The following is a 15,183-nucleotide window of genomic DNA, read 5'->3' on the forward strand; positions in this document are numbered from 1 at the left end:
AGGAATATATGCCGCCAGTATATCAAGTATGCTGCATCCCATTATAAACTAGAAATGGCGGTTCGTATAGACTATAAGTCACACGCTCTATACGGGTTAGTCCTTATTTTCAATTCCTGCACAAGGTCCCCTGGTCCGGGCTTCAAGTCTGCAGCAAGGGATTCACGAGGTTGGGTAACATGCCTTCGCGTACATATACGCGGGGCACCCGGTGAGCCAGCATACAGATGACTTCGTAGTGAATCGTCCCAAGATGGAGCGCCAGTTCGTCTGCCGTGATCGACACGGCTCCCTGGCGGCCGATGAGTACAACCTCTTCGCCAGCTTTGATTTGTTCCGCTTCTTCAGCGAAAGATTTGAGTGATACCATACACTGGTCCATGCAGATTGTTCCGACGACAGGAACGCGGCGTCCGCGTATTAGCACCTCCGCTTTGCCCGTTAGCATGCGGGAATATCCGTCAGCGTATCCCACGGGAAGCGTAGCGATTACCTCATCGCTGTCCGTGAAATACCGGGTGCCGTAGCTGATGCCTGAGTCAGGCGGCAGGGTCTTGATATAGACAGCCTGCGTCTTCAGCGTCATTACCGGGTGTAAAGCCACCAGCTCGCGGTTCACCTCACTTGAAGGATAGAATCCGTACAAGCTTATGCCTACACGCACCATGTTGCTGGATAAGAGAGGTGTATCAATGGCCGTAGCGCTATTGCCCGTATGTATGATCGGGATCTTAATATCCATGTCCCGAAGCGTTTCCGCCACGCTCATGAAACGTCGGTGCTGCATCAGTGTATAGCTTTTGTTCTGTTCGTCTGCCTTAGCAAAATGAGTAAACATGCCCTCCAGCTCCGCCTGCGCTACTGAATGCACTTCAGCAATGAAAGCAGGTGCATCGGCCGGTAATAATCCCAGCCTGCCCATCCCGCTGTCAATCTTGATGTGCACCTTCAGCCGGTGCTCCTTCTCTACAGGAAGCGCTCTAACAGCTTCCAGTACTTCCGGTGTGAACAGTGTTACGGTAACGTTATTCTTCCAGGCAACGGCTATTCCTTCAGGGGAGGTGTAGCCCAGCACCAGAATAGGAATTAGTATTCCCGCCTGACGCAGCTCCAATGCCTCATCCAAAAAGGCGACACTAACATAATCCGCTCCAAGTCGTTCCAGCTCCCGGGTCACTTCCACGGCACCGTGTCCGTACGCATTTCCTTTGACGCATCCCATGAATTTGGTCTCCGGCAGCAGTGCCGCCCGGAAAGCCTCATAATTGGCACGCAAATCATCCAGATTGATCTCGGCTACTGTCGGTCGATAGCTTGCTTGCACTTCAGGTTCACCTTCTTACATTGTAGTAAAACATCTACGCTGAAATCGCATAGAACTTGGGGTCTTACTGCAATGGTAATGCTTAGAGAAGGCCTCTGTCAATGTGAGCAGAACCAGCAAAAAAACGGATACTGCGTGTAGAGGAATATTTCCCACGTTGCGCAGTATCCGCCTACTGATATTTATTTACCCGATTGTTCCTCCATAGAAGCGGCAATTTGCATCATTTCCGTAACTGGCAGATTATCGCTCGTAATCCGGTACTCGACACCCTCATTCATCCAGGTCAATGTCTGCTGCTCGTCTCCGCTGAGAAGTGCCCAAGTGAACCCGAGATCGATCACACTGCCTGGAGCCAGCGATACCGCACGGTCCAGCGGACGGGCTTCCATAATGGTGTACTGGTAGATGCCGTCATAACGGATAAGCACCGCATGATCCTTGCTGCCTTCAATTTTGTTCGTATCCTTCAGCTTCACGCCTGCCGGAACATAATCCGGCTCGATGATTCCGAAGTCACCCATTTCTGCCGCAACCGGCTGGACGGCCTGTTCCCCGTCTTCCGCCACTACCGGATTACCGTTCTCATCCACCTCAGCTACAGTGCTCTCCGAAGGTGAGCCCGTGGCCATATTCTTTTGCATATCAAAAGAATCTGCGGCGAATTCCGGATCAAACTTGAAGCTGTCGAAGGTCACGTTAACGACAACCTTGGCTTCGGAATCCGATACCTGAACCTGCTTTGGTTCATAGGTTTTTTTGGCGAGCCAGATCTTCTGGCGGACCAGCGCGCTGCTCTGATAATTCGCTGCTACCTCAAACACATAATTGTCCCCGTCCTCTACGAACTGGCGGTTGTTGTCAGAGACAATTCCCTTGAGCAGCGTCTGGTACAGATATACCTGTCCCTGGCTGTCCGGCCAGTCGCTCTGGAACCGGAAGCTTTTGCCGAGGCTTGGTGTCAGAACGAATACGCCCTCATCATTGCGCAGCACAATCTGCTTCACATCCTTCTGGACATTGGACAGGCTGATCCGGTAGTAGGACGGATTCTTGTACCACACTTCCACTTTGTATTCCTGCGGCTGCTCCCCGGTGTACAAGGTCATCGTGCCTGAGCCTTGATAAGCTCCCTGCTTGCTCTCCAGCTTGTCAGACACACTATTCAAATCCTTGACCACAGAGGCGGCATCCTTCTTCCCGCACCCCGTCAATACTAAGGCCACGCTCATAATGATCGCGAGTACCCATGTTATCCGGCGCATGACATCATCCCCTTAACCTGTTTTGAATGCATTGATTAGTACATGTCTATGAAGGACTTGGCCTCAATATGCAGACGGGCATGACAAGCAGGCGGAGAAGTATTCATCCGGCCCCGAATCCGCTCCGGCCTCCCGGGAATCTTACAATCTATGTATGGTTCCTCTTATTACTTCTTATATAATAGAAACGCTATTTCAAAAAGCACCGGACCGCGTTCCCCGCTACGCTCGGGGGTTGCAGTCTGGTGCTGTGATTCATCCTGTTCCTGGTACCTGTTCCCTTCTCTGCTCCTGCCTGCTTACCAGTTGATGGACTCTGCGATCTTCATTACCTCAGCCCGGTCAAGGCCGCGGGTGCTGAGGCCGTACAGTACTCCGTTTGCTTCCCAGTCCAGACCTCTGCCACTGACTAGAACCGCATCGGTTCCCTTGATCTTCACCTGCTCTACCGTACCCTCTGTCGACATTGCAAAGGCGTTGTCCTCATTGGCCAGGCGCAGCTGCATCCAGATCCGCTTCCCCTTCTCCTTGCTGGAGAAGAATAATTCAACAACCTGACCGTTCACGCCTTCCTCGCCCTTGAAGAATTCTCCATGGTCGAAGGCGAAGCCCTCAGGCAGATATTCCGGCAGCTTTACTTTGAAGAGGGCGTATTTGTCCAGCTCCGCAGGCTCCTTGACAGCAAATTTATGCGCTGCCTCCTCTTTCTCCCGCTGCTCCTGCTCGCTCAGTGTAATCAGTTGATCCCCGTCAAAATCCACTATGGCCTCACCGGCTGCATTGAAGATGGCTTCCGGCATGGGGCGGAAGGAATTGACCGGATTGCCTTCCTGATCAAATATTTTGCCCTTCCAGGCATCCGGGAACACCGGCGGAACGCTCGCATCCATCTGACTTACCTCAATGTGTCCCAGATTTACCGACATTAGCACCCTCTCCAGCATCTCCTCCGCGAAAGAAGGTCTGACGAAGGAAACACTTACTATCCCTGCCACCAGAAGGGAAGCCACGATCATGGCCGGACGTCTAAACCGTTGTTTAATATTCATCTTTAATTCCTCCTGTTCCTGTAATGAGCGGCTTCTCACTTGGCGGAGAATGGCTGCCTTATCGGAGTCCCGGGAAAAGTCCTGCTGTGCCAGAAATTGTTCCAGCTCCAGCAGCTCAAGCGAATCCGCTGTCTCCTGCTTGTTCTTCATAGCCCTTCCACACTCCCTATTTCAGATTTCAGTTTCCGCATACTGCGATAGAGAATGACCCCAACGTTGCTCTCCGTCATTCCTGTGACCAGCGCAATTTCTGTATTCTTAAGATCTGCCCCGAATTTCAGCGCGATGATATTCCGCTCCTTCTCACTGAGCGTATCCAGCGCCAGCTTGAGCCTGTCACTTCGCTCGCCTTCGAGAATCAGGTCTTCAGGCTCCTTTTTGCCGGATACCAGCTCCCGGATTGCATCCAATGAGAAGAACCGGTGCCTGGCGCGGCTTCTGTAATAGTCATTCACTACATTCCTGGCAATGGCGAACAGCCATACCTCCAGCGGAGCTTTCTCCGGAGAGTAGCCGGGCAGCTTGGACAATGTCTTCTCGAACACCTGGCTGGCCAGGTCTTCAGCGGTATAACGGCAGTTCACCCGGTAGGCAATATAATTGAATATCCGTTTATAGTAGGTTTCAAAAACCGCTGTGAACTCCAGCTCGGTTTCCGTCTTTTCTTGAACTCTTCCGTGAATCAAAGGCAGCAATGCGCGCTCTTGCATCCTTAGAGGCCCTCCTTCCAGGCTGAATTTACTTGGCCAAGTAATTTACATGAGCTAGTACGCTCTTCATCCCGATTCCATTACATCACGCGGCAAAATAAAAAAGACAGAGGATCGAAGCTCCCCTGCCTACTTTAGTTATATTCGAAATATCCGGCTATGCGGATTATTGCTGAACACCATGCTCCCGGTCTTAAACCAGATTCTTCTTCTCGGTCAAAAAGTACACCAGAGCCAGCACCGGCAGGGCCAGCCCGATCAGTGTAGCCAGACTCCAGCCGCCGTAAGCATAAGCCCAGCCGCCCAGCGAGGAGCCTACTGCTCCGCCTACGAAGAATATCGCCATGAACAATCCGTTCAGCCGTCCTCTTGTTTCATTGCCGAGCGAATAAATCGCCCGCTGCCCCAGCACCAGGTTGCCGGATACACTCATGTCCAGCAGAATGGCCGTTAGAACCAGCAGGCCGAGTGTTAGATTCGAATCATCCCGGAGCAGATAAGCCAAGATAAAGGATACGGCGGCAAGTGAGATGGCCAGACCTGTAAGCAGTCTGGTCCAGCCCCGGTCTGCCAGTCTGCCCGCAATAGGGGCTGCCACTGCTCCGCCCACACCGGCCAGTGCAAACAGGGCAATTCCTTGCTGGGACAGGTGATAGTAGCTGGACAAGTACATAGGAACTGTCGTCCAGAACAGACTGAAGGCACCGAATAAGCTGGCCTGATAAATCGCCCGGCGCCGTAGAACCGGCGTTTGCATCCACAGTGTACCCAGAGAGCGGATTAATTGGCCGTAATTCAACGTAGGTTCTGGCTTGCGTGCCGGAAGTATGCGGGACAGAAGCAGGGTCAGGAGCGCAATCACAACTGCTGAGACCACAAATATAGACTTCCAGCCCCATAGTCCGGCCATGAAGCTTGCTACCGGCCGGGCAAACATAATACCCAGCAGCAGTCCGCTCATCACATTGCCTACCACACGGCCGCGTTCTTCCTCTGCTGCCAGATAGGAAGCATACGGCACCAATATCTGCGCAGCTACCGAGCCCAGCCCGATAAACATGGAGGCTGCAAGAAACAGCGGTGCATTCGGTGCAAGTGCCGCAGCTGCCAGTGCAGCTACAACCAGAATTAGTGACGTTACAGCTAGCCGCCGGTTCTCGATAATATCACTGAGCGGTACAATGAACAGCAGCCCGACAACATAACCGATTTGTGTCAGCGTCACAATCAGCCCCGTGGCTCCGGGAGACAGATGAATGGCTTGCCCGATCGGTCCGACCAGCGTCTGTGCATAATAGAGATTCGCCACAATCAGTCCGCAGGATACTGCGAGCAGAAATGTGATCCAATCGGGAACGGCTTTGTGATTCATAGCGGATACTGCTTGTTGTTTCATTAGTAACTCCACCTTTCAATTTGTAATACTGAACGTACAGTTTAGTAATTCCTATGACCAAATAATATACTAAACGTTCAGTATTGTAAATAGGCATTTTTATGTTATACTCCAGTTACAGATCGATCTTAAGTTTGGATGTCGCAGGTTATCTATGTAGTAATCTATTAGGAGGAACGAGCCATGGATAAGAAGAGAGGCCGGCCGCGCAATACGGAGGCGAAGAATGCCATTCTGAACGCTTCATATGATTTATTGCTGGAGATGGGATTCGGTGCAGTGACGGTGGAGAAAATCGCGGAACAGGCTCAGGTCAGCAAAGCGACCATCTATAAATGGTGGCCGAATAAAGCTGCGGTAGTGATGGACGGATATCTTTTTGCCGCAACCGCCAGGCTGCCTATACCGGACAGCGGCTCTGTGAAGGAGGACTTGCTGATTCATGCGGGAAATCTGGCCATGTTCCTGTCCAGCCGGGAAGGCAAAGTCATTACTGAACTGATCGGTGAAGGGCAATTTGACGCAGGACTGGCTGAGGCTTACCGCAGCAGATATTTCGGTCCGCGCCGCCAGGAGGCCTGGCAATTGCTTGAACGGGGAGTAGCCAGAGGAGAATTGAAGCAAGAGCTCGACATCGGGAGCAGCATCGACTTGATTTATGGGCCTATTTTTTACCGGTTATTGCTGACGGGGGATGCACTGAACGAGGAATCTGTCCGGAACTTAGTCTTGCTGGCGCTTGAGGGGATTCAGGCCTGACTGCAGTTTAACGCTTAGGATCGCGGTTTTTATCGATGGCATCCGCTTTATGATATTCATTAATGAGGTCGTCCAATTTTTTGGACTGTCTGATTACACTGGGATGCAGGCGGCCGTGCTGCTCTTCCATCTGGTTCAGCCGGGTCCGTTCTGCTTCGATATGCTTTTGTATAGCTTCCAAATGATCCATTATCTTCCCTCCTGCAAATATTTTATAAGGATATGGCGAATTGCAGGGTACTCCGTACAATGCAGTATGGCAAGTGGAAACGGCTTTGCCGTCCTTTTGTAAGGACGGTACCGTCTCAGCGAGAAATAGAAGGATAAGTTATCATGTGAAACATATAAATTCTTATATTTATAAAAAAACCACCGGATATACGGGAATCTTCCCCATCCGGTGGTTTTTGATTTTGTGCATGGTTATTGGAAGGATTCAGGGATTTCGTTCGATTTATTTCGCGGTCTCTTTAGTCCGTGATTTCAAAGAAACCATTACAGTCATAAGTACAACCATTCCCGCTCCCAGTGCCTGGTACAGATTGAAGGGGACGGACAGCCAGATTACGGAGGAGACAATAGCTGAGACCGGTTCCGTACAGGACAGCAGGCTGGCTTCATGCGGAGCAATGTGGCGGAGACTGCCGATGTATAGATAGAATGCGGCTAATGTTCCTAGCAGAATAACGAATAGTATAGCCAGAATGATAGACAGCGACCAATCAGCAGACGGTACGGACCAGACCGGATGAATCAGACTCATCCCCGCTCCCCCCACAATCATCCCCCAGCCCATCAGCAGTGAAGTGCTGTACAGCTTAAGCAGCGGACCGGAATAGAGTGTATAGAACGTCAAGGACACTGCGGATAGAATCCCCCAGATCAAGCCTCTCAGAGGAACGGTCAGCTCCGAGGAATCGCCGCCGGTCAGCAGTAAATACGTTCCTCCCAGCGCGAGTAGCGCACCGGTGATATCCAGCGGAGCCAGCTTGGTTTTTCTCCAGATAACAGTGTACAGGAGAATAAACAACGGGGCTAAATACTGCAGCAGTGTGGCGATTGCAGCATTGCCTGACTCAATGGAAGCGAAATACGTGTACTGTACCCCAAGCATGCCCAGCAGCCCGAACAGCAGCATTTGAAGAACGAATCTCCGGTCCAGCCACAGCTTCCATACCTGCGAGCCCTCCTTGCGGAGTGTAAACATCAGGAACAGCGCTCCCGATACCAGCAGTCTCAGGGTCACCAGCCAGGCCGCAGGCAGCATGGCCTGCTGGAACAAATGCTGGGCTACCGTCCCCGATACTCCCCATAATAACGCTCCGCCGGAGGCCATAATAATTCCTCGGGTCCGTAACATTGTCTCCATCCCTCCTGCGTATATGTATAGATATTTAGTGTTAATTATACGGAATTACCGGCTGTCTCTTCTGGTAGATAGATCATATCTGGCGGAGCATATCCCCCTTATTCTTCACAGCAAACAGAGCCTTTCGTTCTCGAAAGACCCTGCTTCTCCGGCATGCACTTGTATTACAGCTTAATCTTGGCAAGCAGGCTCATCAGCTGCTGCTTCTCTTCAGGAGCGAACTCCTCATAGACCGCTTCCAGCAGCGATTCGGATACCGCCTCGAACACCGGCTGCAGCTCCCGTCCTTTTGGAGTAAGAGATAATCTGAATATCCGTCCGTCCTGCTGGTCCTGCTCCCGTCTCACGTAATCCAGCCGCAGCAATTTGTCCACTAATGCCGTAATCGTAGACTTATCCTTATCAATCCCACGGGACAACTCGTTCATTGTAAGAGCTTCCCGGGCAAACAGCTGATACAGAATATCTCCGTGCGATGGAGCGATGCCGTGAATATCATGCTTTTTCAATTCCTGTTCAATGAACTTATTTCCGCGTCGGTGAATACGGCCAATGACCGCCAATACATTTTTTTCATTCATATCTTATATGGTAGATTTATATAAATTAGGTGTCAAGCGGCTTCGTCCAGCCCTCTAAAAGTATATATAATCCGGGTATTGAAAATTTTATGAAATATTAATCAAATTTTAGTTTGATATAAAATTTTATTTGGATTTTGTGATTTATATCACACTAATTGTGAAAAAAATCACTTAAAATTAAGGTATCGAAGATGATCATCCGATACACAGATAAAGATTTTCAGGATAGGTAGCTCACAGACAGTTAGCCAATAAAACTTAAGCCAATGCTTCCGAAGTGAGTTATGAACGACGTGACTTGCAGAAGGTATGCTAACTAAACTTTAGGAGTGGAGAGTATGTTCAACAACTGGTTTCGCACAAACAAAGCAGCTATGGTGCTGCTCACAATAGTACGTCTATATGTAGGTTATCAATGGATTGAAGCAGGCTGGCACAAACTTACCGGCGGTTTCGATGCTTCTGGCTTCCTGAAAGGGGCCATTGCCAAAAGTGTCGGTGAAGATGCCACTGTACAAGCCTGGTGGGGCAGCTTCCTGCAGCATGCGGCGCTTCCCGGTGTCAATTTCTTCAATCTGCTGGTTCCTGCAGGTGAATTTCTGGTCGGACTTGGCCTGATTCTGGGCACCTTCACTACCTTCGCCGCTCTGATGGGAATCGTTATGAACTCTGCCTACCTGCTCTCAGGCACGGTCAGCACCAACGTCCAGCTGCTGCTTATGGGAATGATCATTGTGGTCTCGGCGGCCAATGCCGGCAGAATCGGTCTTGATTATTGGGTCCTCCCTTACCTGCGCAGCTTGTTCCACAAGAAGGATCATACTCCCGCAGCCCGGCCTCTGGCTCCCGTTCAGGCTATGAAACGTTCCGTATAACTAAATTAATAGACTGTATCTTAAAGGACCCGCAAGAAAAGGACAGCATCCGCTTCCTTCTCCTGCGGGTCTTTGTCATACGCTTAGCGCGCAGAGCAGGTAACCGTAACAGGCTTGTCTTATCTTTGTTAACAGAACGTGACCCGCTAGCGGAGTTTTTCATTTATAATAAAATGGATTGGAATTTCCAGACTCCGGAGGTTATCTTATGAAAAAATTAATTGCCGCTTCCGCTATCGCCCTGCTCCTAGCAGGCCATGCGGCGGCTTCATCCATAAATATTGCCCATTCTGCTGCAGCTCCTCTATCCCTTAAGGTAGACGGACAAGCCGTTCTTCCCCAAGTTCCGCCATTTCATTCCAATGGGATATTATATGTACCGGCTCTTGCCCTGATGGAGTTTTACCCTGTCCAGCTGCAATGGAATAATGTCCTCAAGCAGCTTACTCTCACGACTGGCTGGGATAATAAAGTCCTTACCCCCGGCAGCTCCTCTATCCAGGTCCGCTATACACAAACAGATGGAAGTTATAAAGATAGCCTGGAGGCCCCTGTTATTCTTAAGGCCGGACATGTATATATTCCGGCAGATAGTATGAATTCGCTTACGGGTGCTACCACAGAGCTGGAAGCGGGAGGAACCCGGGTCGCGATTACGCCGGGCAGTCTCAGCACAACGGTCAGGGTTCCCGCTGAACCCCTCGTTGTGGCCGGGGATAATGCCAAGGTCAAGCTGTATGCTTCGCTGAAGGACGGCAACACCTACAAAGGATTCATCCTGGAAGTGAACGGCAAGAAGCACAGCTTCGACTGGACCGTAGACAGAGATTTCTCGAATCCGCCCCAGCTCTTCTATGCTGATATAGATTCTGACGGGAAGCCTGAAGTAACGGTTGTGTTCACAGTGGGTACCGGAACTTCGCTGGTAGTTCAGGAAGTACATGTGGTCAAGCCTGAACAATGGAAGGAGCTCTCCGTGCCTGCAGCGGACCAAGCGGCTTCTGCTGTAGTATCCTCCAGCATTTCAATAGATCAGAACGATGTGCTGCTGAAGCTTGAGCTCCAAGGAGCAACCCCGTCCAAAGTAACAATGAGAATTCCGGACCGTGCAGAAGAAGCATTGAAATATTTCGGCAAGACTGCCGGTATTGGTTCGGTTACCTATTACTCGGTGAAGGACGGCAGGCTGTTAGCGGATACCAGCCTAATGGTAGGAATGACCGAGAGCATGGGTACGCTGAAGCTGGTATACAAGGCAGGCGCAGCGGGGATGGAGCTCGGATCCATCACCTTTGAACCGCATGATACCACTCAGCAATTTGTAGTGAAATAACCTGCGGAGGAAGGAGCAATTACGCATGATTGATGCCCATATTCATCTGGACCAATATGAAGAGACTTTGTTATCCTCTTTGCTGCAGAACCTGCCGGAGCAGGACATTGAGGCGCTGATTGCTGTCTCGATGAACCTCGCCTCCAGTCTGCGTACTCAGGGGATAGCAGCCCGTTATCCCGGGCTGGTGAGACCCGCCTACGGCTTCCATCCCGAGCAGCCGCTGCCGCCGGAAGAGGATCTGGCCGCGCTGCTGGACTGGATCACGCTCCATGCCCCGGATATGACCGCTATAGGTGAAATCGGGCTTCCCTACTATTCCCGGACCGAAGCTATAGAACGCGGGGAAGCATGGGATATGGAACCTTATATCCGGCTTCTGGACAGACTCCTTGGTCTGGCGGCACGATTAGCCAAACCAGTGGTGCTGCATGCCGTCTACGAAGATGCCTGGACCGTATGTGATTTGCTTGAACAGCATCACATTACCCGGGCCCATTTCCATTGGTTCAAGGGCCCGGGAGTTACTGTCGACCGTATGATCAGCCGGGGCTATTATATCTCGTTCACTCCCGATATTCTCTATGAACAGGAGATTCAGGATCTCGCACGCCGCTACCCGCCGGAGCTGGTCATGGCGGAGACCGATGGTCCGTGGCCTTTTGAAGGCCCATTCACCGGGCGTACCACCCATCCGTCGATGGTGCATGACGTTGCCGCCGCCTGGGGAGCGCTGCATGGTTATACCGGGAGCGAGGCGAAGGCTATTTTAACAGCGAATACGGTGCGGTTCTACGGACTGTAGCTTAGCCGTCACCGTACCCCAGTGAATGATGGACTCCGCCGTGCCGCGGCGACCGCCAGCAAATCCTGTACAAACTACAACATTTCCCGCATTAAATGGGCCGCAATCTCAAATTGTTGTAGAAAAGGCAGCATTTCTCCTCCTCCAGGCGGTTTGGCGGGACAATTAATGTATTTCATACAACAATCCTCCGGATTGCCCGGATATCTATGGATCGAAGTTGCAATTTGTACAACTTTTTTGCTTATGCAAGCGAACTTAAGATGCTCACTCTCCTCCCTCGCGCCAAAGAACGCACTCAGCCCATCCGCGGCTTGGTACGTTCTTCCGGCCATTCTCCATGCTCATCCCTTAACTATAAGACGCTCCACCCCGGTCAGCTGGCCTGCCGAGAAGGCCATGACATAAATATCTGGCTTGGTGGTCTTCAGCAGGAAGTCCAGATCATATTCCGGGGCAAAATAGCCCATCATTAGCGCCATTACGAGCCCGTGGGTACCGATGGCAACTCTTTCTCCTTCATGTGCCTGCAGGATTTCCTGCAACGCTTCTACCGCCCTTGCCTGGCATTCGCGGTTCGATTCCCCGCCCGGCAGGGCATAGTCCGGATCGGCATACATCGCCTGAAGTGAAATAAGCAGATCCTCGTCCGGCAGTTGCCGGTTGCCCTCCATCCAGACCTTCTCTCTTAGATCCTCCTCGAGGGTAATTTCCTGCCCAAGTACCTTTGCCAAATCGGCAATCGTATGTATGGCGCGGAGATACGGGCTGCTGTACAGCGCGTTAATGCCTTCATTACGCAGGCATGCTGTTACTCTGCGGGCATCCTCTTCCCCTACAGGAGATAGGCCGCGCGTCCATTCGTCCACCCCGGTCCGGAGTGAATCCCCGTGTCTCACCATGTAAATATAAGTCGTCATTGGTTCCTCCTGAATATGTAATGTGGCAGTGCAGAAAAAGCCCCGAAGGGCTTGATCTTAAACTTACTGTCTGCCTTTAAGCTACCCCTGTTCTATTGCAGCTGCTGGCTGTACACCTTCCAGCTTGAGCTTGGCCACAGGCCAGAGCAGCCGTCCGAAGAGCAGACCCGCCAGACCCAGAAGGAGCTGCAGAAGGCCGATGTTGATAAAAATACGGGCAGGGCCTACATACTGGACAAGTATGCCGCCTAATAAAGGTGCAACAATAAGTACCGTGCTCAGTACGGTGTTCTGGATGCCGAAGATACGGCCGGTCATATGCGGCGGGGTTTCTTTTTGCAGACAATAATTGAACGTAACCATGAATACCCCGTTTCCGATCCCCAGTACAAATCCGATCAGCAGAACCCATACTATCGAAGCGCCGGGCTGAAGCAATCCAAGTGCAGCAATGGAACCGCCGATCAGTACATATCCCGAGCCGAGCCTCCAGCTATATCCCGTTTCGGGATTCAGCTTGTTCAGCAGAAGGATGATCAGCACAGCTCCTACTCCGGTAGCGGCTACCATCCAGCCGAGCAGGGATTCCCGCTCCGGTGCAAATACCCGGAACAGGCTGGTGAACTGGAAGTCGACCACCTGAAGTACAAGTGCCCCGGCCAGCCCAAACAGCATAGTATTCAGCAAAATCCGGCTGCGCAGCATGAAGCTCCAGCCTTCCCGCCACATCGTATGCAGCGGAATCTTGTCTTCCGGCGCCTCTGGCTGTTTGCTGTCCTCTTCATCTGTACGGATGTTCTTAACGGACAGCAGCAGCAGATAAGAACAGCCGCGCAGCAAAGCATTGATCAGTATGCACCATTGCGGCGTAAGGAAGGCGAGCGCCAGACCTCCGAGCAGAGGGCCGGCAATTTTGGAGCCCTGGTTAACCAGCCCATTGAGCGACGAGGCTTGCAGCAGCTGATCCTCTCTGACCAGGCTGCGGGTCAAAGACTGCTGGGCAGGCATATTCAGCGTGGATAGCGCTGAACGCAGCGCCAGCAAAGGCAGTAGCCAGAACATGCTCGGGGCGAATAGCACCAGTACAGTCAGCAGCGCAGTCAGCAGATCGCAGACACGCATCAGCTTCAGCTTGTTCAGCCGGTCGGCGGCTACTCCCGCAATCGAGCCGAACAGAATGCTCGGCAGCGCCAGCGCTACCGGAATAAGCGCCAGCATCAGCGGCCCGGCCTGCCAGCGGTAGCCGACCAGCACCTGAATAGCCAGTGCATCGAACCAGTCGCCGAAGCTTGCCGTGGCGAATGCGCTGTATACCCGCATGTACGTTTTGTTATGCAGCAGGCTGGTTCCCTGCTTGGTTGTAAGCTCCATCTGACATTCCTCCAGGTTACATGTAATATCATTGAATGTGCGAAACATTCATGATCCTACTGTAACGGAGAATTGTCAGAGAATTATCAGGGGGATTCGAGCAGCGGCAGCAGCAGATTTTCGAGAGGCAGTTCCAGCCTTAGCAGACCAAAAGCTTCAAGCTCTGCTGTAAACAGGCTCTCATACTTGCGCGCCAAGGAGCTCCCGGCCAGATACATCCGGCAGAAATGATAAATCCGGTACACCGAATAGAAGCGCAGCGGCACAAAGCCGGACATATCGAGCACCTGCAACCCCTCATGTATCAGTTTCTCTCCCTCTGCCCACTGTGCACGCCGAAGCGCCCACAGTCCCTTTACTACTTTGTAACCGCCCATCTCCCGCAGAAAAGGCTTGCCCCTCAGTGTCCGGCTGACGGTTTCATCCATACGATCCAGCTGCTCATCCCCGGTTCCCGCCACCAGATGAATGAACAGCTCCGTAATCTGCGTCGCCGGAACGAAGTTCTCATAATCCGGTTCGGATATTACCTGATAGGAACGTTTTAGGCGTTCCAGCGCTTTTTCCGGCTGGCCTGCCAATGTGTAGAGATCCAGCATGGTCAGAATCTCCAGTTCCATCTGTTCAGGGGGGTTCAGCAGTTTCCGCTCAATCAGACGCTCGGCGTATTCCACCTTCACCTTGGGGTCACCTATGAAGAAGTAGAACAGGTTGAGGTAAAAAAGCCGGTCCTTCAGCGGAACCTCATCCGTGTAGATCAGCCACTCCAAATCTCCCTGGACGAAATGAACGACCATGGAATAATGCGGGTCCAGCTCGTAGCCGAGAATATCCTGCTGGCGCGCGAGGGTCAGCATCGATTTGCCCTGACCGTAGATATGAAATTTCATGAATACCTCACTCATGGTATCCCGCAGCTCCGGATCATTCGTTGCAGGGGTCATTGCTACCCCTTCCGGTGAGCCCGGTACGGCCAGGCTATAACCGAACCCGCGGATGGTCTTGATATCAATCCCGCCCAGCCCGCGCAGCTTCTTGCGCAGCCGGTAGATATGATCATCGACGGTCCGTTCCACCGGATACTCCATCGGCCACACTTTATCGAGAAGCTGCTCGCGGCTGAAGGTCCGCCCCCTGTTGCGGTACAGAAACTGCAGAAGCGCAAACTCCTTGGGCAGCAGCTCTATGGTTAACCCGCCGGCAGATACTTTATATTCGCTTCCGTTCAACTCCAGATGCATAGCTGTGCCTCTCTTCTTTCTACAGATCAACCCATAAACTGATTATATCAGCAAGAAGTTCTGCGCACGATAGCAGCAGCTGCATTCATGAAGGGCAAATGCCCGGTACTTGTATCCGATGATCAAGAAGAGAAAAGTCCCTCCACAGTTGCCGCTGCGAAGGGACTCTTCTTAAACTTGCT

Annotated in this window: 15 protein-coding genes; 4 read left to right on the plus strand and 11 right to left on the minus strand. The window is 51.9% G+C overall.

The window, feature by feature from the left end:
* Positions 1-142: 142 nt before the first annotated feature.
* The 5 genes from alr to NYE33_RS34130 form a co-directional block, all read right to left on the minus strand.
* Entirely contained in the window at positions 143-1,324 is a 1,182-nt protein-coding gene (gene alr / locus NYE33_RS34110; protein ID WP_042134217.1) for an alanine racemase, read from the minus strand.
* 182 nt (positions 1,325-1,506) lie between these two features.
* Positions 1,507-2,589: a LolA family protein gene (locus NYE33_RS34115; protein WP_042134215.1), complete on the minus strand. Its 1,083-nt coding sequence runs from the start codon at positions 2,587-2,589 to the stop codon at positions 1,507-1,509.
* 299 nt (positions 2,590-2,888) lie between these two features.
* Positions 2,889-3,788: a DUF4367 domain-containing protein gene (locus tag NYE33_RS34120; RefSeq protein WP_042134213.1), complete on the minus strand. Its 900-nt coding sequence runs from the start codon at positions 3,786-3,788 to the stop codon at positions 2,889-2,891.
* Complete coding sequence (locus NYE33_RS34125) at positions 3,785-4,348, minus strand: sigma-70 family RNA polymerase sigma factor (RefSeq protein WP_042134211.1); 564 nt, start codon at positions 4,346-4,348, stop codon at positions 3,785-3,787. The genes NYE33_RS34120 and NYE33_RS34125 overlap by 4 nt, the downstream gene beginning before the upstream one ends.
* 193 nt (positions 4,349-4,541) lie before the next feature.
* Positions 4,542-5,744 (minus strand): MFS transporter, encoded by a 1,203-nt coding sequence (locus tag NYE33_RS34130; protein WP_340947734.1) that lies wholly within the window; start codon positions 5,742-5,744, stop codon positions 4,542-4,544.
* A gap of 183 nt (positions 5,745-5,927) precedes the next feature.
* Here NYE33_RS34130 and NYE33_RS34135 point away from each other — a divergent pair, with 183 nt between their 5' ends.
* Positions 5,928-6,503, plus strand: a complete 576-nt coding sequence (locus tag NYE33_RS34135; RefSeq protein WP_042134209.1) for a TetR/AcrR family transcriptional regulator — start codon at positions 5,928-5,930, stop codon at positions 6,501-6,503.
* 7 nt (positions 6,504-6,510) lie between these two features.
* On the opposite strand, the gene NYE33_RS34140 is transcribed toward NYE33_RS34135, so the two are convergent.
* From NYE33_RS34140 to NYE33_RS34150, 3 genes are all read right to left on the minus strand, one after another.
* Entirely contained in the window at positions 6,511-6,693 is a 183-nt protein-coding gene (locus tag NYE33_RS34140) for an aspartyl-phosphate phosphatase Spo0E family protein (RefSeq protein WP_039307562.1), read from the minus strand.
* A gap of 264 nt (positions 6,694-6,957) precedes the next feature.
* Positions 6,958-7,863, minus strand: a complete 906-nt coding sequence (locus NYE33_RS34145) for a DMT family transporter (protein WP_341069757.1) — start codon at positions 7,861-7,863, stop codon at positions 6,958-6,960.
* 173 nt (positions 7,864-8,036) lie between these two features.
* Positions 8,037-8,453 (minus strand): MarR family winged helix-turn-helix transcriptional regulator, encoded by a 417-nt coding sequence (locus tag NYE33_RS34150; protein ID WP_039307558.1) that lies wholly within the window; start codon positions 8,451-8,453, stop codon positions 8,037-8,039.
* A 341-nt stretch (positions 8,454-8,794) separates the two neighbouring features.
* Here NYE33_RS34150 and NYE33_RS34155 point away from each other — a divergent pair, with 341 nt between their 5' ends.
* The 3 genes from NYE33_RS34155 to NYE33_RS34165 all read left to right on the plus strand — a co-directional run bounded on the left by NYE33_RS34155 (position 8,795) and on the right by NYE33_RS34165 (position 11,469).
* A complete protein-coding gene (locus NYE33_RS34155; RefSeq protein ID WP_042134203.1) occupies positions 8,795-9,331 on the plus strand; it encodes a DoxX family protein in 537 nt (178 codons plus the stop codon).
* A 208-nt stretch (positions 9,332-9,539) separates the two neighbouring features.
* Complete coding sequence (locus NYE33_RS34160; protein WP_341069759.1) at positions 9,540-10,664, plus strand: stalk domain-containing protein; 1,125 nt, start codon at positions 9,540-9,542, stop codon at positions 10,662-10,664.
* Positions 10,665-10,689: 25 nt separating this feature from the next.
* Positions 10,690-11,469: a TatD family hydrolase gene (locus tag NYE33_RS34165; RefSeq protein WP_341069761.1), complete on the plus strand. Its 780-nt coding sequence runs from the start codon at positions 10,690-10,692 to the stop codon at positions 11,467-11,469.
* A 344-nt stretch (positions 11,470-11,813) separates the two neighbouring features.
* On the opposite strand, the gene NYE33_RS34170 is transcribed toward NYE33_RS34165, so the two are convergent.
* The 3 genes from NYE33_RS34170 to NYE33_RS34180 form a co-directional block, all read right to left on the minus strand.
* Positions 11,814-12,389, minus strand: a complete 576-nt coding sequence (locus tag NYE33_RS34170) for a histidine phosphatase family protein (RefSeq protein WP_341069764.1) — start codon at positions 12,387-12,389, stop codon at positions 11,814-11,816.
* Between the two features lie 81 nt (positions 12,390-12,470).
* Positions 12,471-13,760, minus strand: a complete 1,290-nt coding sequence (locus NYE33_RS34175) for an MFS transporter (RefSeq protein ID WP_341069767.1) — start codon at positions 13,758-13,760, stop codon at positions 12,471-12,473.
* Positions 13,761-13,846: 86 nt separating this feature from the next.
* Positions 13,847-15,001 carry a winged helix-turn-helix domain-containing protein gene (locus NYE33_RS34180; RefSeq protein WP_341069768.1) on the minus strand — a complete coding sequence of 385 codons (1,155 nt, stop codon included), beginning with the start codon at positions 14,999-15,001 and terminating at the stop codon, positions 13,847-13,849.
* Between the last annotated feature and the right edge of the window lie 182 nt (positions 15,002-15,183).

The organism is Paenibacillus sp. FSL R10-2199, assembly GCF_038000235.1.
GTDB classification, from domain to species: Bacteria; Bacillota; Bacilli; order Paenibacillales; family Paenibacillaceae; genus Paenibacillus_AQ; species Paenibacillus_AQ phytohabitans.